Here is an 18,038-nt window from a genome sequence, read left to right on the forward strand (position 1 = left end):
CCGCCGGGAACAGGCGCCGTGAGGCACCCTTGTCCGGCCCGTAACGCTGCCCCGGACCAGCGGAAACACGGGCGCCGCAGGCTGGCGGCATGAACGCCGCCACCCCCCGCACCACCGCCGCCCCGGCGGCCCCGCCCCGGGGCGCGCACGTGGACACGCACTGCCCGTACTGCTCCCTCCAGTGCGGCATGGCGCTGCGCCGCGCCCCGCAGGGCGCCACCGGCGCCCCCGCCGAGGTCGTGGAGCGCCCCGCCTTCCCCGTCAACCGTGGCGCCCTGTGCGGCAAGGGCCGCACCGCCGCCGAACTGCTCGCCCCTGGGGTCCGGCTGACCGAGCCCCTGGTACGGGACGCGGTGACGGGCCGCCTGGCACCGGCGGACTGGGAGACGGCGCTGGACCGGGTGGCCGGCGGGCTGTCCCGTACCGGCACCGTGTACGGCAGGGACGCGGTGGGCGTCTTCGGCGGGGGCGGGCTGACCAACGAGAAGGCGTACGCGCTGGGCAAGTTCGCGCGGGTGGTGCTCGGCACCTCGCAGATCGACTACAACGGCCGGTTCTGCATGGCGTCGGCCGCCACCGCGCACCAGCGGGCCTTCGGCCTGGACCGCGGCCTGCCCTTCCCGCTCGCCGACGTCGCCCGCACCGGCTGTGTCGTGCTCGTCGGCTCCAACCTGGCCGAGACCATGCCGCCCGCGCTGCGCTACCTGACGGAGCTGAGGGAGAACGGCGGCCGGCTGATCGTGGTCGATCCGCGCCGTACCCGTACGGCCGAGCAGGCGGACCTGCACCTAACGCCGCGCCCCGGCACCGACCTGGCGCTCGCGCTCGGCCTGCTGCACCTGGTGGTGGCCGAGGGGCGTACGGACGAGGCGTTCATCACGGCGCGCACCAGCGGCTGGCCGGCGGCGCGGGCGGCGGCGATGGCGCACTGGCCGGAGCTGGTGGAGCGGATCACCGGCGTGCCGGTACCGCAACTGCGCGCGGCGGTACGGATGTTCTGCGAGGCGGAGGGGTCGATGGTGCTGACGGCGCGCGGCCCCGAGCAGCAGTCGAAGGGCACGGACACGGTGGGCGCGTGGATCAACCTGTGCCTGGCGACGGGGCGCGCCGGACGCGAACGCTCCGGATACGGGTGCCTGACCGGCCAGGGCAACGGGCAGGGCGGCCGCGAACACGGCCAGAAGGCGGACCAGTTGCCGGGCTACCGCAAGCTGGCCGATCCGGCCGCGCGGGCCCACGTGGCGGGCGTGTGGGGCGTACCGCCCGAGTCCCTCCCCGGCCCGGGACGCAGCGCGTACGAGCTGCTGGACGCGCTCGGCCGGGACGTACGCGCCCTGCTCCTGATGGGCTCCAACCCCGTCGTCTCCGCACCCCGCGCCGCCCACGTGGAACAGCGCATCCGGGACCTGGACTTCCTCGCGGTGGCCGACGTGGTGCTGTCGGAGACCGCGGCGCTCGCGGACGTGGTCCTGCCGGTGGCCCAGTGGGCCGAGGAGACCGGGACGACGACGAACCTGGAGGGCCGGGTGCTGCTGCGGCGCCGCGCGCTGGACCCGCCGCCGGGCGTGCGCACCGACCTCCAGGTCCTCAACGCCCTCGCCGCCCGCCTCGGTTGGGAAACGGGCTTTCCCACGGACCCGGAAGAGGTCTTCGGCGAACTGCGGCGCGCCTCGGCCGGCGGCCCGGCCGACTACGCCGGTATCACCTACCGCAGGATCGCCGCCGAGGACGGCGTCTTCTGGCCGTGCCCCGACGAGGAGCACGCCGGCACGCCGCGCCTCTTCCTGGACCGCTTCGCGACGCCCGACGGCCGGGCCCGCTTCGTGCCGGTCACCCACCGCCCGGCGGCCGAGGAGCCCGACGACCGGTACCCGGTGGTGCTGACGACCGGCCGCGTGCTGGCCCAGTACCAGTCGGGCGCGCAGACCCGCCGCGTACCGGACCTGAACGCCGCGGCCCCGGGCCCCTACGTGGAGATCCATCCGCGGCTGGCACGGCGGTACGGCATCGAGAACGGCCGGCCGGTGGCGGTGGTCTCCCGCCGGGGCCGGGCCGTGGCCCCCGCCCGCTTCAGCGAGGCGATCCGCGCGGACACCGTCTTCATGCCCTTCCACTGGCCGGGCCGGGGCCGGGCCAACACCCTGACCAACCCGGCCCTCGACCCGGCGTCGGGAATGCCGGAGTTCAAGGTGTGCGCGGTACGGCTGGAGCCCGCGACGGAGGCGGCGGCCGCTCAGCCCGATTCCTGACCCAGCACCGCGTCGACCTCCACCTCGACGCGCCACGCGGGGTCGATGAAGCGGGAGACCTCGCGTCTCACGGCGTGCAGGCCTCGGCGATCGACAGGCTGTTCTCGTAGAGGTGGTGGCGGGTGACCCGGCCGTTCTCGACGGTCAGGTGGAGGGCGAACGGGCCTTCGAAGGTCTTTCCCGTCGCGCGTACGGTGCCCGACACGTGCCCCATCAGGACGGCGTCCGTGCCGTCCACGAGGAAGGTGTCGACGGAGGCGCGCGCTTCCTCGGGCACGGTGTGTGCCGCCAGCTCCGCGGCCTGGGCCGCGCATTCGGCGGCCGTGGAGCGCGGGCGTATCCACGGGACGACCGGGTTCTCGGCGAGCAGCCAGTCGACCTCGTCGGCGAAGAGTCCGACGAGCCGCCCGGTGTCCCCGGCCATCCGGGCGGCGAGGAATTCCCGTACGACGGCGCGGGTGGCTTCGGCGACGGAACCCGCCGTATCGGTGGTGGGGTTGACGGTCATCGCGCTCTCCTCGCGGCTGCGGCCGGACCCGGCGGGGCTTCCGCCGGTGTGCCCGATCCTGCCGCGGGCGGGCAGGAAGGTCGATTACCCGGCGGGTCATGGGCGCTCAGTGGTGCCACATCTCGGCGCCGACGTTGTGGATCATCCGCTGGAGCACCTTCAGCGTGCGGACGTACTCCTCGTCGTCGATGCCGTCGTGGATCGTCGCGCGCATCTCCTTCTGGAGCGCGGCGCACCGCGCGTGCACTTCGGCGCCTTCGGCGGTGATGTGCAGCCGGTCGCCGTCGGAGGCGAGCAGGCCGCGGCGCAGGAGGTCGTCGATGCCCTCGGTGAGCGCCTGGGAGCCGACCTCCAGGTAGTTCTTGAGCATGTCGGTCACCTCCGCCCGGCCGCGGCCTCCGGCGTGGCCCACCACCTGGTTCAGCGTCCACCACTGGGGCTGGTCGAGACCGTGGCGGGCCAGGCCGGCGCGGATGTGCGTGACGGCCGCCGTGTGCGCGGCCCAGGCCCAGTAGCCGATGGGCTGGCCGGCGAGTTCGGCGTCGCTGTGCGAGTACTCCATGGTCGTGTCCTCATCTCCCGGCGCGGGTGTCGCGCCGATGAGGAAGAACCTAGGAACTCAACCGGACTTGAGGTCAACAGTGGCGCCGGGCCCGCGCCCGCACGCCCGCGTCACGCGCGGCCGTGCGCCTCGACCTCCTTGAGGTACGCCTCGCGGGTCGGCTCGTCCAGGAAGGACGCGCGGAAGGAGTTGCGGGCGAGGGTGCGCAGCGTCTCCTCGTCCAGGCCCAGGGCGTCGCGTACGGCGGTGAAGTTGTCGTCGGCGTAGCCGCCGAAGTAGGCGGGGTCGTCCGAGTTGACGGTGACCAGCAGGCCGGCGTCCAGCATCGCGGGCAGCGGGTGGTCGGCCAGCTCGTCGATGACGCGCAGGCGCACGTTGGACAGCGGGCAGACGGTCAGCGGCACCTGGTCCGCCACCAGGCGGGCGACGAGCCGCTCGTCCTCCAGGCAGCGCACGCCGTGGTCGACGCGGTCCACGCCGAGGATGTCCAGCGCCTCCCAGACGTACGCCGGCGGGCCCTCCTCGCCCGCGTGCGCCACGCACTTGAGCCCGGCCTCCCGCGCCAGCGCGTAGACCTCCGCGAACTTCGACGGCGGGTGCCCGACCTCCGCCGAGTCCAGGCCGACGGCGGTGATCCGGTCCAGGTAGGGGCGGGCCGCCTCGAAGGTGGCGAGCGCCGACTCGGCGCTCTCGTCGCGCAGGAAGCACATGATCAGGCGGGTGGTGATGCCGTACCGCTCCTCGGCGGCGTCCAGGGCCCGCGTCAGTCCCTCGACCACCGTGCCGACGGACACGCCGCGCGCGGTGTGCGCCTGCGGGTCGAAGAAGATCTCGGCGTGCCGGACGCCCTGGGCCTGCGCGCGGGCGAGGTAGGCGTTGGTGAGGTCGGCGAAGTCGTCCTCGGTGCGCAGCACCGCCATCAGCGCGTAGTAGAGGTTCAGGAAGGACTGGAGGTCGGTGAAGGAGTAGGCGCGGCGGAGGTCGTCCTCGGTGGCGTACGGCAGGGTGACGCCGTTGCGCTCGGCGAGGGCGAAGGCCAGCTCGGGTTCCAGGGTGCCCTCGATGTGAAGGTGCAGTTCCGCCTTGGGGAACGGGGAGCCGGCCGGGGTCGAGGAGGTGGGGGGCACGCTGGGATCACACCTGTCTGCTGCTGGGACTGCCGGGGGTGCCGGGTCTTGTGCGGTACGGGGTAAGTCGTCCAGGTTAGCGGGGTGGTCTCGCCCAGTCGCCGCCCGGGACCGGTGTGCCGGTCGCGCGCAGCCGGGTGGCCAGCGGCTCGGCCGCCACGTACAGCCATGCCCTTACGGCCTCGCCGTCCGCGCGCTCGGCCCGCCAGGCCACCCGCTCGTAGAGGTTGCCGGGGGCGCCGGGCACATAGCCCTCCAGCCGGTCCAGGGCGGCGCGCACCTCGTCGTGGACGTCCTCGCCCGGCTGTACGAGGTCGCCGTGCACGACTGCGTCGGCGGGGCCCGCCACGGCGTACGGGTAACCTGGCCCCTCGTACAGCAGCACGCCTCTGACCAGCGCGGACTCCTCGGCTACCGTCCGCCCGCGCAGACACCGGGCGTGATTGGCCCGGCCGGGGCGCAGCGTTCCGTAGACGAAGAACGGCAGGCGCTCGGGCTCGGTGGGCATCCGGCGGCTCCTTCGGCTCGGGGACGGGCCGGGCGGCGGCGTCCGGGCTCCCTTCGTTCCCGCAACCATGCCAGGCCGCGGCGCGTCGCTGCTTGCGGCGGCAACGAAAGCAACGGGGGACGACAGATGACACGGCGGACACCGTGGATACGGCGGGCGGCACGCCGTGTGCGGCTGCCCGCGACGCGGCGCGGCCGGCGGCGGGCCCTCCGGGTCGCCGTGCTGGCCTGTGTGCTGGCGCTGCTGCCCGCGACGTGGACGAACGCGGCCGCGGGGTCGCGGGTGCGGACGGTCGAGGACGTCCCGGCGGCGCCGGTGGCCGTCGTCTTCGGCGCGGGGCTGTGGGACGGCGAGCCGTCCCCGTACCTGGCGCACCGGCTGGACGCGGCCGCCCGTCTGTACGAGCGGGGCACGGTCCGCGCCGTCCTGGTCACCGGCGACAACAGCCGCGAGGACTACGACGAGCCGGACGCCATGCGCGCGTACCTGGTCGCGCACGGCGTTCCGGCCGGCCGGATCGTCGGCGACTACGCGGGTTTCGACACCTGGGACTCCTGCACCCGCGCCCGCCGGGTCTTCGGCGTGGACCGGGCCGTCCTGGTGAGCCAGGGTTTCCACATCCGGCGTGCGCTGGCGCTGTGCGGCGCGGCCGGCATCGAGGCGTACGGGGTCGGTGTCGACGACCGCCACGACGTCACCTGGTACTACGGCGGCATCCGTGAGGTGTTCGCGGCGGCGAAGGCGGTGGCCGAGGCAGCCGTGCGGCCCGATCCGCGCTTCCTCGGGCCGCGTGAGGACGGGGTGGCGGCGGCCCTGCGGTAGGCGTACCGCGTCCGGCGGGCCGCCGCCGTCGGGCGTCAGCCCGCGATGGCGCGGGCGTAGAGCCGGAAGACCTCCCGGCCGTAGTAGGGGCTGTAGGAGGTCCGGTCGCTGTCCGGGCCCGACGGGCCGCCGCCGTTGAGGCCGCCGAGGTTGCCGACGACGTAACCGGTCCTGGTCCGTTCGTCGAACCGGCTCAGCCACGGGCTGCCCGAGGTGCCGCCGTAGAAGCCGCCGCACTCCATGCGCAGCTGGCGGTAGCCGGTGAGCCTGGTGGTGCGCACGGCGCACCGTACGGCCTGGTCGGCGGGGTCGTTGCGGACCGACGGGTAGCCGATGACGGTGACGTCGGTGGCGTAACCGGGCGTACGGGCCAGGAAGTTGCCGCCGGTGACCGTCTCCAGCGCGCGGCCCTGGCTGTCGGGTTTGACCGTCGCGAACGCGAAGTCCAGGTCCGAACCCGGGCCGGTGTCGGTGCGTCCCGGGTCGGTGAAGCCCCGTTCGACGGCCCAGACGCCGTACGGCTGTTCGGAGGCGCCGGAACGATACTGCGGGACGAATGCCGCACGCTCGCCCGGTTCGCAGTGCCCCGCCGTGAGGATCAGGTTGCGGCGCGGGCTGCGGACGACGCTGGCGGTGCAGTGGTGCGCCCGCGCGTCCTTGTCGACGGAGAAGAGCACGCCGACGGAGGGGATGCCGTCGAAGTGCCGCGCGGACCCGGCGGCATCGGGCGCGGCCGCCGTGGCACGCGCGGCGGGCGCCGCCGAGCCCTTCGCGGTGCCCGCCCCGGACGGGGACGCCGCCGCCATCCGCCCGGCCGTCCAGTACTGCGTCGCGGCCTCGCTCGTCCAGCCGCCGCCGGAGTCGTCGTCGTCGGCGGTCGCGCCGCTCGCGGGTGCCATGACGCAGCACAGGGCGAGCCCGGCCCCCGCGGCCGTCACCCGGGCCCACGCAGGCCGTCTCCGCCGCGCCCTGCGGCGGTGTCCCGTACGGCCGTGGCGGGGCCCGGCGCCCGCCGTACGGCCGTCCTCGTCCGCCGTCCCGCGTCCCGTGCCGGATCGCCGTCCCATGTCAGCTCGTCTCCTCCGTGACCCAGGCCAGGTAGCCGGCGCCGCCGCGCGTGACCGGCGTGGCGATGATCTCCGGTGTGTCGTAGTCGTGCGCCTGGAGGAGATACGCCTCCAGGGCCTCGTAGCGCGCGGCCGCCGTCTTGAACAGCACCTGCCACTCCTGTGCCGTCTCGACCGCCCCGTCCCACCGGTACACGGACGTGACGGGCGCGCTGATCTGCGCGCACGCCGCCACCCTCGCCTCGATCGCGCCGCGCGCCAGCGTCTCCGCCTTCGCCGCGCTGTCGGTCGTCGTCATGACGGTCAGGAAGCCCGCGGGGCCGCCGCCCGTCCCTTCGGCAACTCCGCCCTGCCGGCCCCGCTCCGCCGGTTCGCCTTGCTCCGGTTCGCCTCGCTCCGCCGGTTCGCCTCGCACCGCAACGCCCCCTTCGGGCCCTGGTGGGTGATCAGTTCCCCCCCGCATCGTACGGACCGCGGTGATCACCGGCCCGGACCACCGGCCATTCGGCAGCCGACCGGCCACCCGTCAGGATGGACCACGCCCCGCGCCGGTGCGGTTGCCGGAGCCGATACGGGTACCAGTACCGGCACCGGTGCCGGTCCCGGCGCCGCGGACCACCGACCGAAAGGCCGCGTCATGGACGACCTCGCCGCGCTCGCCCGCCACCAGCTCGACGACGCCAGGGCTTCCGCGCACGGGCGCAGCGCCCACCTCTTCCTCCAGGACGGCCCGCTCCGGCAGACCGTGATCGCGCTGATCGAGGGCGCCGCGCTGGACGAGCACACCACGCCACCGGCCGCCAGCCTCCAGGTGCTGCACGGCCGGGTCCGGCTGACCGGGACGAGCGAGGACCGGGACCTGATCGCCGGGCAGGTCGTACCGATCCCTCACGAGCGGCACGGCCTGAAGGCCCTGCAGGACTCCGCCGTCCTGCTGACCGCGGTCACCGCGACGAAGTCCATGAACTGAGCCGCCGTCCACCGGATCAGGCCAGCCACTGGTCGAAGGCCAGCTTGCACAGCAGTGACACGACGACCACGACCAGCACCCCGCGCACGAACCCGGCGCCGCGCTTGAGCGCCATCCGGGCGCCGGCCATGCCGCCGGCGAAGTTGAACACGGCCAGCAGCGCGCCCAGTTGCCACAGGACCGTGCCCTGGTAGGCGAACATGGCCAGGGCGCCGACGTTGGTGCAGACGTTGACGACCTTGGCGGTGGCCGAGGACGTGACCAGGTCCATGTGCAGGATCGCGGCCAGCGCGACGACGAGGAAGGCGCCGGTGCCGGGGCCGATCAGACCGTCGTAGAAGCCGATGCCCAGGCCCGCGACCACCACCGCGGCCAGCACCCGCCGCCGTGTGACGGGTCCCGAGGGCGGCGGGGCCGTGCCGAAGGCCGGGCGGAGGAGGACGAAGGCCAGCACGCCCACCAGCACGGTCATGATGAGCGGGCGCAGCACCTCGCTGTTGATGCCCGCCGCGAAGAACGCGCCGCCCAGCGAGCCGCCGAGCGCGGCCAGGCCGATGCGCAGGGCGGTGCGCAGGTCGATGGGGGCCTTGCGTACGTAGGTGACGGCCGCGGCGGCGGTGCCGACGACGGCCGTGGACTTGTTGGTCCCCAGGACGTACGCGGCGGGTGTGTGCGGCAGGCCGACGAGCAGCGCCGGCAGGAGCAGCAGGCCGCCGCCCCCCACGACGGCGTCGATCCAGCCGGCCGCGAGGGCCGCCACGCACAGCAGGAGGAGCGTCGTCAGGGATATGTCAGCGGGCACCGGCCGATCTTATGGAGCCTGCCGGGGTAGTTGAGGCTGGCGTGGCGGGAGTCACAGGAGATGACGAAGGGTGGGCGCCCCGCCCCGGCACTGGTGGGGCGGGACGCCGCGTCCGTCACCCGGCGAGGGCCTTGGTACGCCGGTGAGGACGGTCTGTGACGGGCCGCTGCGGGCGGCCGGTGGTGCGGGACGGCGTCGCCCGGCCCGCGCAGGCGCGTTGCGGGCGGTCCGGGTGGCGTTCCCCGGCGTCGGCCGCCGCGGACTTGGCGGTACGGAAACGGGGCGTCCGCAGGACGGCGTGGTACGCACGTGACTTGAGGACGTAGTAGGCGAGGCGGGGCTTGAACGGGTTCATGCGAACCCCGGCCCCGGCGCGGCGCCTCCGGACGCGCGGTCCGGCCGGCCCAGCAGGTCGGCCAGCCCGTCCGCCAGGCCGCCTGCCCAGCAGGCGTAGTCGTGGCCGCCGGTGTACTCCGTGTACGCGACGGGATATCCGAGCGCGCGCAGCGTGGCGCCCAGCTCCCCGGCCCGTTCGCGCATGTCGCCTTCGTACCGGCCGACGCGCATGTGCATCCGCAGCTCGCGGCGGCCGCCCTTGGCGTACTCCTCCGTCATCCAGGAGAGCCGCCCCGCGGCGTCCGCGCCGTCCACGGGCCCGGCGCTCTCCGGCCGCCACCACAGCGAGGGCGACTGGGCCAGCACCTTCCCGAACCGGCGCGGCGCGGCGAACCCGGCGTACAGCGCGGTGAGTCCGCCGAGGCTCTCGCCGGCGACGACCGTGCGCGACGGGTCGAACGTCACCGGCAGCCGGGCCGCCGCCCAGGGCAGCAGTTCGGCGGCGAGGAAGTTCGCGTACGCCTGCCGGCCGCCGAACTCGCGGGCGCGGGTGGCGTTGTCCACGGCCTCCGGCGCGAGCACCACGAGGGGCGGCAGGACGCCGTCCGCGATCAGCCGGTCGAAGAGGGCCTGCACGCCGAGCCGCCCGAACCACATGTCGCCGTCCAGGAGCACCAGCGTGTCCGCCCCGCCGTCCGGGAGCGGCCCCGGCGGTACGTACGTCCAGACGTCGCGGCGGGCGGCGAGCGCGGCACTGGTCAGCCGGTGGCGCCGCACCGTGCCCCGGCTCCCGCCCGCGAGTGTCCTGGCGCGGCCCGTCCACGGCTGCCACGGTTGCGGCGGCGCGTCGGGAAGCTCGAACACCGAGCTGCCCGCACCGTGCCAACGGGAAGGGACCGTTCGGGCGTTGAGCGGGTCGGGTCCGGCCGAGGCGAGCAGCGGCAGCAGCCGCGCCTGGAAGTCGTCCGCCGGCTCTCCGTCCGGCGGGCACGCGGCCCGGTCGCGGCCGCCGGTCCCGGTGTCGGGCGCGACGAGGTAGGAGCCGCGGTGGTCGGAGCGGAGCCGGTAGGTGAGGTGCCAGACGTCGGTGCCGTGGATGCGGCGCATCAGGCTGCCCGCGAGGTGCGAGCGGTCCACGAGGCGGTTGGCGAGGAGGAGGACGCGCCGGGTCTCCTCCGTACCGCGCCACAGGAAGGTGACGGCCCGGTGCCCGGGATCCCACGGGATCGGCTCGACGAGCGGGGTGCCCTGCGCCTCGGCCTCGGCCCAGAACTCCCGTACGGCGGCGTCCCGGCCGCCCGCCACGGACGCGGCCAGGGCCACGATCCGCGGGCTGTCGACGATTTCGGCCGGTGCCGGGCGCGACGTGCGCGGCGGCCCCGCGGGCGCGGCGTGTGCCGCCCCGGTGCCCGCCGGTCCGCCGGAGGGTGCGCCCGGCACCGTCCCCCGTGCCGCCCCCGTCGCCGTGCCCGCCGCTGCGCCCGGCGGGGTTCCCCCTGCCGAGCCCGTCGACGTGTCCACCGATGCCTTCATCGACGCTCCCATCGACAACCCGCTTTCCCGCCCGGCACGACGGCCCGGCACTGACGACTTCGGCCGGGGCCGTACGCACGGCGCGACGACCTCGACTTAGGTAAGGCTAACCTAATCGCAATCGGGGCGGTCCGACAACACCCGCAGGACCGACACCTCCCGCACCCCCCGCCCCGGACGCCCCGACAGCCCCTGAACGCCCCGCCTCTTAAAGAGTTCTTAACTCCGCTCACTATTCACGTGTCCATGGTTTCCAAGATCGCCCCACGCGGCGGCCGCACCCGTACCGGCACCGGTACGCGGGTGCTCACCGCCTCCCTCGTCCTGACCGCGACGGCGACGCTCGGCGCCTCCGGATGCAGCAGCCAGGCCGTGGCCGGCACCGCCGGAGGGCGGCACGTCGACATCCCCGTCAAGGGCGGCACGGCCACCGTCGACACCGGCTCCCTCGCCGTCAACGCCCGCACCACCGACGGCAGGACCCTGGAACTGTCCGCACCCGCCGGCACCGGCCTGGGCACGCCGGGCCCTGTCCGGCGCACCGGCGACGGCGCCCGCTGGAGCTACCCGGACCGGGGCCTGACGGTGACCGCGCGCGCGGACCACGGACGGCTGCGGATCAGCATGAAGGCGGACCGCGACGGCTCGGTCACCTGGCCGGTCACCGGCACCGACCGGGCCGCCTCTTCCGTACAGCTGCCGCGCGGCGAGGGCCTGGACATCCCCGTACGCGACACCTTCTGGAACTCCGCCGAAGGCGGGCTCACCGGCGACGCGATCGACGTGGGCGGCGGGCTGGAACTCCCCCTGTGGGGCTACACCATGGGCAGCGGGCACGGCGTCAGCTACCTCGCCCCCACCGACCTCGGCACCTCGCTGAAGTTCCGCTCCGACAACGGGCAGTTGCGCACCTCCACCACCCACGACTTCAACGGCGGCGACGGCACCCGCGACTACACCGTCACCCTCGCCCTCACCGACGGCAACCCCGTCGCGCCCGGCGCCGACTACCGCGCCTGGCTCGGCGAGCACGGACAGCTCGGCAGCCTCCGCGACAAAATCAAGCGGAACCCGGCCAACGGCAAGCTGCTCGGCGCCTTCCACGCCTACGTGTGGGGCGACGCGCGCAAGGCCGGCGGCGTCGAGCAGCTGCGCAAGCTGGGCGTGGACCGGATGTGGCTCGGCTACGACGCCGGGCCCGACCCGATGGACGCGGCGGCCGTCCGGGCCGCAAGGATGGCGGGCTACCTCGTCGGCCCGTACGACTCGTTCGCCAACGGCCAGGACCCGAAGACCGCCGACTCCCCCACCTCCGCGTGGCCGGGCACCGTCTACCCGGACTTCTGCGTCGAGGACGCCAAGGGCAAGCCGGAGACCGGCTTCGGCAACCGCGGCTGCTACCTCAGCTCACGCGCCTTCGAACAGGCCGAGCCGAAGCACCACTACCTCGCGGACCGCACCCGCGCCATGACCGCCAACGGCGCCGACAGCTACTTCCTCGACGTCGACGCCACGGGCGAGGTGTTCCGCGACCACAGCGCGGGCCACCCGATGACCAAGGCCCAGGACCGCGGCAGCCGCCTCGCCCGGATGCGGCGCCTCGCCGAGCATCTCGTCCTGGGCTCGGAGAGCGCCCAGCCCTGGGCGAACAAGGTGCTGGCCTTCAACCACGGGGCGGCCACGCCGGTCGCCAACGGACTGTGGAAGCTCCAGCGCGACAAGAAGACCTGGGGCGGCTACTACCCCCAGAACGCGCCCAAGACCTTCTTCAAGCCGGTGGAGCTACCTGCCGGCCTGGCCAAGGCGATGTACGACCCGGCCTACCGCGTACCGCTGTACGAGACCGCGCTGCACAGCTCCCTCGTCAACGCCGAGCGCTGGGAACTGTCGTACGACAAGCTGCCGCGGCAGAAGACCGACCGCGCGCTGCTCGCGATGCTCTACAACATCCCGCTGAACTATGTGCTCGACGGCCCGTCCTTGAAGAAATCCGGCGCCGAACTCGCCACCCTCCAGAAGTACTTCTCGCCCCTGCACAAGGCGGCGGGCACCGAGAAGCTCACCTCGTTCCGCCGGCTGACCAGCGACAACCTGGTCCAGCGCACGGAATTCGGCGGCGGCAAGCTCACCGTCACCGCCAACTTCGGCAAGACCCCGTACGCCGGGCTGCCCGCCGGCTGTGTCGACGCCAAGCTGCGCGGCGACCAGCAGCCGAGGCGCCTGTGCCCGGCGAAGGCCGGGGGCTGAGCCCGGCCGGAGGCTGAGAGCCTGGTCGGGGACCGCCCCCGGCCGGGGCTGCTGACGGAGTGAGGGCGGACGCCCGGTGGACGTCCGCCCTCTGTGTTCCCGGTGGGCCGGTGAACCCGCCCCGGGCGCCTACGGCATGGCCCGGCGTCCGGATCGGCGAGGGTTCACCGCCCCGTCCGGCAGCTACTCGCCCTGGCGGCTTCGGCCGCCCTTCTGACCGGCCTCGGACGCACGCTGCGGGTCGTTGGCGAAGTTACCGCCACTCTCGTGGCCGCCCTTCTGACCGGCCTCGGAGGCACGCTGCGGGTCGTTGGCGAAGTTGCCGCCACTCTCGTGGCCGCCCTTCTGACCGGCGCTCGCGGCCTTCTCGCGGTCGTTGGCGAAGTTGCCGGGGTTGGACTCAGCCATCGTCACTCACCCTTACCTAGATCTTGGCTGTGTCTTCCAGTCCAACGCGTAACCGGCCTTCCGAGCGCTAAACACCTCGCAGCGGGAAGAATCCGGCAGATCGCTTCCTGGTGCCGGTGCCGGCCCCCTGCCCGAGGCCGGCCGGACCGCCGCTCATCCGTCCTTGCCCAGGGCCTTGCGGACCGCGTCGCGGGTACGGTCCACGACGGCCGCCACGGGGCCGAGCACGGCGTTCGCGGCGCCGGACTCGACGCCGGGGTGCGGATGCGTGGGCGCGGCGCCTTCGGCCGCCTTGACGGCCTTGGCCATGGTGGCCAGCCGGGCGGGGTCGTTCAGCCGCCGCAGCTGCGAGAACTCGTACCGCTCCTCCGCGCGGGCGTGCTCCGTCACGTCCGCGCGCAGCGACCGCAGCCGCGGCAGGAACGCCTCGTCCCCGACGTCCATGCCGTCCAGCGCGGACAGGGCCTGCTTGGCGGTCTTCTCCTCGGCCAGCCGGTCGGCGACGATGTCGTCTCCGCCGTCCGCCGCCCGTTTGACGTACGGGTGGACGACCTCCTCCTCGGCCGTCTCGTGCACGGCCAGCATCCGCACCAGACGGCGGAACGCGTCGCGCCGGGCGTCCCCCGTGCTCTGCTCGACCTCGTCGAAGAGGTTGCGGATCTGCCCGTGCTGCGCCATCAGCAGGGCGACCACGTCCGTGTCCGGGGTGGGGGTGCGGTCGTCGGCCGGGTCGGTCGTCGGCGCGGCCGGCCCGTCGCCGGTGCGGGCAGGCGACGTCATGGCCGGCCTCCCCGCAGGTCGGCGACCGGGTGCTCGCCCTCGGTCTGCAGCCGGTAGTCGCCGCCGATCAGCTTGTCGTGCTCGGCCAGCACCTCGTCGCTGGGCGGGGTGGCACCGCCGTTGAGGGCCTCCTGCATCGCCTCGAACCGCTCATGGGCCTCGCGTACGTATCCCGCGCCCAGGGTGGTCAGGTCCAACTGGTCGGCGATCAGCTCGCGCAGGTAGCCCTTGTTGGGCTCGAAGGTGAGCGCGTCGGGCAGCGCGGGCGCCAGGATCTCGGCCGGTTCGCGGCCGTCGTGCCGGCGCATCAGGTCGCAGGCGAGGTGCAGGTGCTCCAGCTCCATGTTCAGGTGGAGCTCCCAGACGGCCTTCACCTTCGGGTCGCTCTCCTGCTCCATGAAGGAGTGGTAGAGGTAGCACTCGTTGTACTCGTGGTTGACCAGCTGCTCCCACCACGTCTCGCCCGGGTCCACCAGCGACTCGTAGTGGGTGACGTGCTCCTCCTCGATGAGCCCGATCTCCTGGTAGAGGCGGCGGGCGATCGGCTCCATGTAGGTGGGGCCGGTGTTCATGTAGAAGTTCATCGTCTGCTGCTCGGCCGACATGATCGTCAGCGCGTGCAGCTTCGACAGCGGGTCGGTCTTCGCCCTGTCGTACGGCTCGCGCACGTTGTCCACCGGGTGGCGGTGGTGCAGCGGGGTGGGCCGGCCGGGCATGACCTCGGTGAGCCCGTCCACGACCGACTCCGCCTTGCGGTGCTCGATCATCTCGTACAGGTTCGCGTACCGGTACAGGTGGTCGAAGTCCTCCAGCACCCCGAACTGGTACGCCTGCTTCAGGTACGGGTCCGGCTCCATCCGCGCCACCCACGCGGTCAGGTCGACGGCCACCTGCTCGTAGGCGATGGTCGTCTCCAGCACCGACGAGACGCCGGGCAGCAGCCAGTTGACCGCCTTCTGCTGCTGCGCCTCGATGTAGCGGGTCCGCGCGAGCTGCTGCTTGACCTCCGTGTCCGGACAGTGCCGGGCCAGTTGGTGGCTGAAGAGAATCGCCTCCACCTCGATCCCGTTCATCGTGATGATCCGGCACCGGGTGTACGGGTCGCAGTGGTCCGGGTCGACGGGTGTCACGTTCAGCTCGCGCCAGTTGCGCACCTGCCGGTCCAGCGGGATGCCCCGCTGCTCCAAAGGATTGAACGACATCAGGCCCTCCAGCCTGGTCGGGATACGGCGCAACCACGGGTGCCCCCGCTCCGCATACCAAACTGGGCGGCCTCATGAATTCGGTGCCGGGCGCGCTCCGGCACCGCCATGACCGGACCCGCCGGGGGGAGGGGCCGGGCGTACCAGGGGGCTCCTTGCCCGGAACCTCCGGCGCGTCCGCTGAGTGACGGACGGCCGCCTCGCGCCCTCCCCTGCCGTCCTACGGGCAGTACACCACCTGGCCCGCGAAGGACAGGCCGCCGCCGAAGCTCAGCAGCAGGACGGGGCCGCCGGACGGCAGGTCGCGGCGCTCGACCATCTTGGACAGGGCGAGGGGGACGGACGCCGCCGACGTGTTGCCGGAGTCGATCACGTCCCGGGCTATCACCACGTGCTCGGGCAGGCCGAGCTGCTGGACGACCGCCTCGATGATGCGCAGGTTGGCCTGGTGGGTGACGACGCCGGCGAGGTCGGCGAGGCCGATGCCGGCCCGCTCGCACGCCTCGGCGGCCAGCGGGGCCAGCTCGGTGGTGACCCAGCGGAACACCGTCTGCCCCTCCTGCGCGAAACGCGGGTGCCAGTCGTCCACCAGGCGCACGGCCTGGGCGCGGGTCGGGTCGGAGCCCCAGACCACGGGCCCGATGCGCGCGGACTCGGCGGCGCTCACCACGACGGCGCCCGCGCCGTCGCCGAGCAGCACGCACGTACTGCGGTCGGTCCAGTCGGTCACGTCGGACATCTTCTCCGCGCCGATGACCAGGGCGTGCCGGGCGGCGCCCGCGCGGACCGCGTGGTCGGCCGAGGCGAGCGCGGTGCAGAAGCCGGCGCAGCCGTTGTTCAGATCGAAGGCGACGGGCGACGGGATGCCGAGCGCGGCCGCGACCTGGGCCGCGGTCGACGGGCAGCGGTCGATGTTCGAGCAGGTCGCCACGGTGACCATGCCGATGTCGCCGGGCTCCAGCCCGGACGCCGCCAGCGCCTTGGCCGCGGCGGCGGTCGCCAGGTCGGCGACGGACTCGTCGTCGGCGATGCGGCGGGTGGCGATGCCGGTGCGCCGCCGGATCCATTCGTCACTGGTGTCGACCATCCCCGCCAGGTCGTCGTTGGTCAGGACGCGGGACGGCTGGTAGTGGCCCGTCGCGGCGATGCGGGTTCCCGACATGGTTGCTCTCCTCGGCTTGACGCGGGTGGTGCGGGCGGCGCTGACGGCACCGGCGGGAAATATAGCAACCGATCGGTCGGAAGTTAATTGGGGAAAACCCGGGACGCGCTGGCTACGATGGCGGTATGAGCCCACGCAAGTCCGCCGCCGAGTCCCGCAGGACGCGCGAGCGGATCATCGACCGCAGCATCGCGATCGCCTCGGTCGAAGGGCTGGACGGGCTGACCATCGGCCGCCTCGCCACCGACCTGGGCATGAGCAAGGCCGGCGTGCTCGGTCACTTCGGCACCAAGGAGGCGCTCCAGCTCGCCTCCCTGGACACCGCGTCGGCGATCTTCTCCAGAGCGGTGTGGGAACCCTCCGCGCACACCGCCCCGGGCCTCGCCCGGCTCCAGGCCATCTGCGAATCCTGGATCACCTACCTGGAACGCGAACACGGCGCCTTCCCCGGCGGCTGCTTCTTCACCACGGCCGCGGTGGAGTTCGACGCACGCGTCGGCCCCATCCGGGACGCGGTCGTACGGCGCTCCACACTCTGGCGCCGCCGCCTGGCCAACGAGATCCGGTACGCCGTCGAAACCGGCGAACTGCCCCGCGACACCGACCCCGAGCAACTCGTCTTCGAACTGGTCGGCCTCTACACCGGCCTCAACCAGGCCATCCAGCTCTTCGCCGACCCCACGGCCCCCGACCGCACCCGCCGCGCCCTCGCCCGCCTGCTCGCACCGGCCACGGCGCAGGCGCGGTGACGGTCGCGCACGAACACGAAGCGGAACTGCTCCGCGCCGAGATCGAGGTCAACTGGCCCCCGGACGCGCGGGGACGCCTCCAGGGCCCGCACCACGCGGTGCTCGGCGTCACGGCGGACGGCCGCCGGCGGACGCTGGCAACCGGCGCCCACCTTCCGGACGCCCTCGCCGCCTGGGCCATGGCCCTCGCCCCCGGCAGCGGACACCCTTCCCATGTCGTCTCGGTCTGCCACACCTCCTGCCGGTCCGACCACGGCGCGGAAGCCGGGCTGGGAACGTTGTGGAAGGTGTCGTCCCCGCCCGGCACCGCGCCGTAGCCCGCCGCTACCGCACCGCCTCCAGATACCGGAGCACCGCCAGCACCCGCCGGTGGTCCGTCTCGGACGGTGGGAGGTCCAGCTTGGCGAAGATGTGGGCGATGTGCTTTTCGACGGCGCGTTCGGAGACGACGAAGGAGGCGGCGATGGCCTGGTTCGTGCGGCCCTGGGCCATGTGGGAGAGGACCTCGCGTTCCCGCGGGGTGAGGGTGTCCAGTGCGGCGGCGCGGCGGCCGGCGCCGAAGAAGCGGGTGACGACCTCCGGGTCCAGCGCGGTACCGCCGGCCGCGACCCGTTCCAGCGCGTCCACGAACTCGCCGATGTCCACCACCCGTTCCTTGAGCAGGTAGCCGACGCCCGCCGCACCGCCGCCCAGCAACCGGGCCGCGTAGGCGGTCTCCACGTACTGGGAGAAGATCAGCACGCCGGTGCCGGGGTGGTCGCGGCGGATGGCGACGGCCGCGCGCAGGCCCTCGTCGGTGTGGCCGGGCGGCAGCCTGATGTCGACGACGGCGGCGTCCGGGCGGTGTTCGGCGACGGCGGCGCGCAGCGTCTCGGCGTCGCCGACGGCCGCCGCCACCTCCACCCCGCGCAGGGCGAGGAGTTGGGCGAGCCCGTCCCGCAGGATCGCGGAATCCTCGGCGATGACGACGCGCATGGGGCTTGTCCTTCTGGTGCGGGGAGCGGGG

At 73.7% G+C, this 18,038-nt stretch carries 20 protein-coding genes; 6 read left to right on the forward strand and 14 right to left on the reverse strand.

The genetic code is table 11. From position 1 onward, the window contains the following. Window positions 1-89: 89 nt before the first annotated feature. A complete protein-coding gene (locus ACH4K4_RS08370) occupies window positions 90-2,249 on the forward strand; it encodes a molybdopterin oxidoreductase family protein (RefSeq protein WP_398165701.1) in 2,160 nt (719 codons plus the stop codon). Window positions 2,250-2,316: 67 nt separating this feature from the next. Here the strand turns inward: ACH4K4_RS08370 and ACH4K4_RS08375 are convergent, their stop codons facing one another. The 4 genes from ACH4K4_RS08375 to ACH4K4_RS08390 all read right to left on the reverse strand — a co-directional run bounded on the left by ACH4K4_RS08375 (window position 2,317) and on the right by ACH4K4_RS08390 (window position 4,954). Next, window positions 2,317-2,757 (reverse strand): nuclear transport factor 2 family protein, encoded by a 441-nt coding sequence (locus tag ACH4K4_RS08375; protein ID WP_398165703.1) that lies wholly within the window; start codon window positions 2,755-2,757, stop codon window positions 2,317-2,319. Between the two features lie 106 nt (window positions 2,758-2,863). Next, entirely contained in the window at window positions 2,864-3,319 is a 456-nt protein-coding gene (locus ACH4K4_RS08380) for a MarR family winged helix-turn-helix transcriptional regulator (RefSeq protein WP_398165704.1), read from the reverse strand. 110 nt (window positions 3,320-3,429) lie between these two features. Next, window positions 3,430-4,446, reverse strand: a complete 1,017-nt coding sequence (locus ACH4K4_RS08385; protein ID WP_398165705.1) for an adenosine deaminase — start codon at window positions 4,444-4,446, stop codon at window positions 3,430-3,432. A 76-nt stretch (window positions 4,447-4,522) separates the two neighbouring features. Further along, a complete protein-coding gene (locus ACH4K4_RS08390; protein WP_398165706.1) occupies window positions 4,523-4,954 on the reverse strand; it encodes a gamma-glutamylcyclotransferase family protein in 432 nt (143 codons plus the stop codon). A gap of 126 nt (window positions 4,955-5,080) precedes the next feature. On the opposite strand from ACH4K4_RS08390, the gene ACH4K4_RS08395 reads away from it, so the two are divergent. Then, complete coding sequence (locus ACH4K4_RS08395) at window positions 5,081-5,776, forward strand: vancomycin high temperature exclusion protein (RefSeq protein ID WP_398165708.1); 696 nt, start codon at window positions 5,081-5,083, stop codon at window positions 5,774-5,776. Between the two features lie 35 nt (window positions 5,777-5,811). On the opposite strand, the gene ACH4K4_RS08400 is transcribed toward ACH4K4_RS08395, so the two are convergent. Together ACH4K4_RS08400 and cutA are read right to left on the reverse strand one after the other, a co-directional pair. Next, window positions 5,812-6,843: a trypsin-like serine peptidase gene (locus ACH4K4_RS08400; RefSeq protein ID WP_398165710.1), complete on the reverse strand. Its 1,032-nt coding sequence runs from the start codon at window positions 6,841-6,843 to the stop codon at window positions 5,812-5,814. Between the two features lies 1 nt (window position 6,844). Then, window positions 6,845-7,141, reverse strand: coding sequence for a divalent-cation tolerance protein CutA (gene cutA / locus ACH4K4_RS08405; RefSeq protein ID WP_398165711.1), 297 nt, complete (start codon window positions 7,139-7,141; stop codon window positions 6,845-6,847). A 339-nt stretch (window positions 7,142-7,480) separates the two neighbouring features. Here cutA and ACH4K4_RS08410 point away from each other — a divergent pair, with 339 nt between their 5' ends. Beyond that, window positions 7,481-7,813, forward strand: coding sequence for a cupin (locus ACH4K4_RS08410; RefSeq protein ID WP_398165712.1), 333 nt, complete (start codon window positions 7,481-7,483; stop codon window positions 7,811-7,813). A gap of 16 nt (window positions 7,814-7,829) precedes the next feature. Here ACH4K4_RS08410 and ACH4K4_RS08415 read toward each other — a convergent pair whose 3' ends face one another. The 3 genes from ACH4K4_RS08415 to fes form a co-directional block, all read right to left on the reverse strand. Then, window positions 7,830-8,615, reverse strand: a complete 786-nt coding sequence (locus tag ACH4K4_RS08415) for a sulfite exporter TauE/SafE family protein (RefSeq protein ID WP_398165713.1) — start codon at window positions 8,613-8,615, stop codon at window positions 7,830-7,832. Window positions 8,616-8,730: 115 nt separating this feature from the next. Next, complete coding sequence (locus tag ACH4K4_RS08420; RefSeq protein WP_398165714.1) at window positions 8,731-8,970, reverse strand: hypothetical protein; 240 nt, start codon at window positions 8,968-8,970, stop codon at window positions 8,731-8,733. Beyond that, complete coding sequence (fes, locus tag ACH4K4_RS08425) at window positions 8,967-10,472, reverse strand: enterochelin esterase (RefSeq protein WP_398165715.1); 1,506 nt, start codon at window positions 10,470-10,472, stop codon at window positions 8,967-8,969. The genes ACH4K4_RS08420 and fes overlap by 4 nt, the downstream gene beginning before the upstream one ends. Before the next feature lie 258 nt (window positions 10,473-10,730). On the opposite strand from fes, the gene ACH4K4_RS08430 reads away from it, so the two are divergent. Continuing rightward, on the forward strand, window positions 10,731-12,731 hold the full coding sequence (locus tag ACH4K4_RS08430; RefSeq protein WP_398165716.1) for a glycoside hydrolase: 2,001 nt from the start codon (window positions 10,731-10,733) through the stop codon (window positions 12,729-12,731). Window positions 12,732-12,914: 183 nt separating this feature from the next. Here the strand turns inward: ACH4K4_RS08430 and ACH4K4_RS08435 are convergent, their stop codons facing one another. The 4 genes from ACH4K4_RS08435 to ACH4K4_RS08450 all read right to left on the reverse strand — a co-directional run bounded on the left by ACH4K4_RS08435 (window position 12,915) and on the right by ACH4K4_RS08450 (window position 16,283). Beyond that, window positions 12,915-13,139, reverse strand: a complete 225-nt coding sequence (locus ACH4K4_RS08435; protein WP_398165717.1) for a general stress protein — start codon at window positions 13,137-13,139, stop codon at window positions 12,915-12,917. Window positions 13,140-13,292: 153 nt separating this feature from the next. Next, window positions 13,293-13,919, reverse strand: coding sequence for a hemerythrin domain-containing protein (locus tag ACH4K4_RS08440; RefSeq protein ID WP_398165719.1), 627 nt, complete (start codon window positions 13,917-13,919; stop codon window positions 13,293-13,295). Then, a complete protein-coding gene (locus tag ACH4K4_RS08445) occupies window positions 13,916-15,121 on the reverse strand; it encodes a hypothetical protein (protein ID WP_398165721.1) in 1,206 nt (401 codons plus the stop codon). The genes ACH4K4_RS08440 and ACH4K4_RS08445 overlap by 4 nt, the downstream gene beginning before the upstream one ends. A 220-nt stretch (window positions 15,122-15,341) precedes the next feature. Continuing rightward, on the reverse strand, window positions 15,342-16,283 hold the full coding sequence (locus ACH4K4_RS08450; protein WP_398165722.1) for a beta-ketoacyl-ACP synthase III: 942 nt from the start codon (window positions 16,281-16,283) through the stop codon (window positions 15,342-15,344). 125 nt (window positions 16,284-16,408) lie between these two features. Here ACH4K4_RS08450 and ACH4K4_RS08455 point away from each other — a divergent pair, with 125 nt between their 5' ends. Next, a complete protein-coding gene (locus ACH4K4_RS08455) occupies window positions 16,409-17,032 on the forward strand; it encodes a TetR/AcrR family transcriptional regulator (protein ID WP_398165724.1) in 624 nt (207 codons plus the stop codon). Then, a complete protein-coding gene (locus tag ACH4K4_RS08460; RefSeq protein WP_398165725.1) occupies window positions 17,029-17,349 on the forward strand; it encodes a hypothetical protein in 321 nt (106 codons plus the stop codon). Before ACH4K4_RS08455 ends, ACH4K4_RS08460 begins: the two co-directional genes overlap by 4 nt. A gap of 7 nt (window positions 17,350-17,356) precedes the next feature. Here the strand turns inward: ACH4K4_RS08460 and ACH4K4_RS08465 are convergent, their stop codons facing one another. Then, complete coding sequence (locus ACH4K4_RS08465; RefSeq protein ID WP_398165726.1) at window positions 17,357-18,007, reverse strand: response regulator transcription factor; 651 nt, start codon at window positions 18,005-18,007, stop codon at window positions 17,357-17,359. Between the last annotated feature and the right edge of the window lie 31 nt (window positions 18,008-18,038).

Origin of the sequence: Streptomyces sp. NPDC017529 (genome assembly GCF_044329785.1) — a bacterium.
GTDB lineage: Bacteria > Actinomycetota > Actinomycetes > Streptomycetales > Streptomycetaceae > Streptomyces.

Coding starts and splice junctions, on each gene's coding strand:
- ACH4K4_RS08440 (WP_398165719.1), bottom strand. CDS start 13,919: ATGACGTCGCCTGCCCGCACCGGCGACGGGCCGGCCGCGCCGACGACC.
- ACH4K4_RS08420 (WP_398165714.1), bottom strand. CDS start 8,970: ATGAACCCGTTCAAGCCCCGCCTCGCCTACTACGTCCTCAAGTCACGT.
- cutA (WP_398165711.1), bottom strand. CDS start 7,141: ATGACGACGACCGACAGCGCGGCGAAGGCGGAGACGCTGGCGCGCGGC.
- ACH4K4_RS08390 (WP_398165706.1), bottom strand. CDS start 4,954: ATGCCCACCGAGCCCGAGCGCCTGCCGTTCTTCGTCTACGGAACGCTG.
- ACH4K4_RS08430 (WP_398165716.1), top strand. CDS start 10,731: ATGGTTTCCAAGATCGCCCCACGCGGCGGCCGCACCCGTACCGGCACC.
- ACH4K4_RS08410 (WP_398165712.1), top strand. CDS start 7,481: ATGGACGACCTCGCCGCGCTCGCCCGCCACCAGCTCGACGACGCCAGG.
- ACH4K4_RS08395 (WP_398165708.1), top strand. CDS start 5,081: ATGACACGGCGGACACCGTGGATACGGCGGGCGGCACGCCGTGTGCGG.
- ACH4K4_RS08375 (WP_398165703.1), bottom strand. CDS start 2,757: ATGACCGTCAACCCCACCACCGATACGGCGGGTTCCGTCGCCGAAGCC.
- ACH4K4_RS08445 (WP_398165721.1), bottom strand. CDS start 15,121: ATGTCGTTCAATCCTTTGGAGCAGCGGGGCATCCCGCTGGACCGGCAG.
- ACH4K4_RS08455 (WP_398165724.1), top strand. CDS start 16,409: ATGAGCCCACGCAAGTCCGCCGCCGAGTCCCGCAGGACGCGCGAGCGG.
- ACH4K4_RS08370 (WP_398165701.1), top strand. CDS start 90: ATGAACGCCGCCACCCCCCGCACCACCGCCGCCCCGGCGGCCCCGCCC.
- ACH4K4_RS08450 (WP_398165722.1), bottom strand. CDS start 16,283: ATGTCGGGAACCCGCATCGCCGCGACGGGCCACTACCAGCCGTCCCGC.
- ACH4K4_RS08380 (WP_398165704.1), bottom strand. CDS start 3,319: ATGGAGTACTCGCACAGCGACGCCGAACTCGCCGGCCAGCCCATCGGC.
- ACH4K4_RS08435 (WP_398165717.1), bottom strand. CDS start 13,139: ATGGCTGAGTCCAACCCCGGCAACTTCGCCAACGACCGCGAGAAGGCC.
- ACH4K4_RS08400 (WP_398165710.1), bottom strand. CDS start 6,843: ATGGGACGGCGATCCGGCACGGGACGCGGGACGGCGGACGAGGACGGC.
- ACH4K4_RS08465 (WP_398165726.1), bottom strand. CDS start 18,007: ATGCGCGTCGTCATCGCCGAGGATTCCGCGATCCTGCGGGACGGGCTC.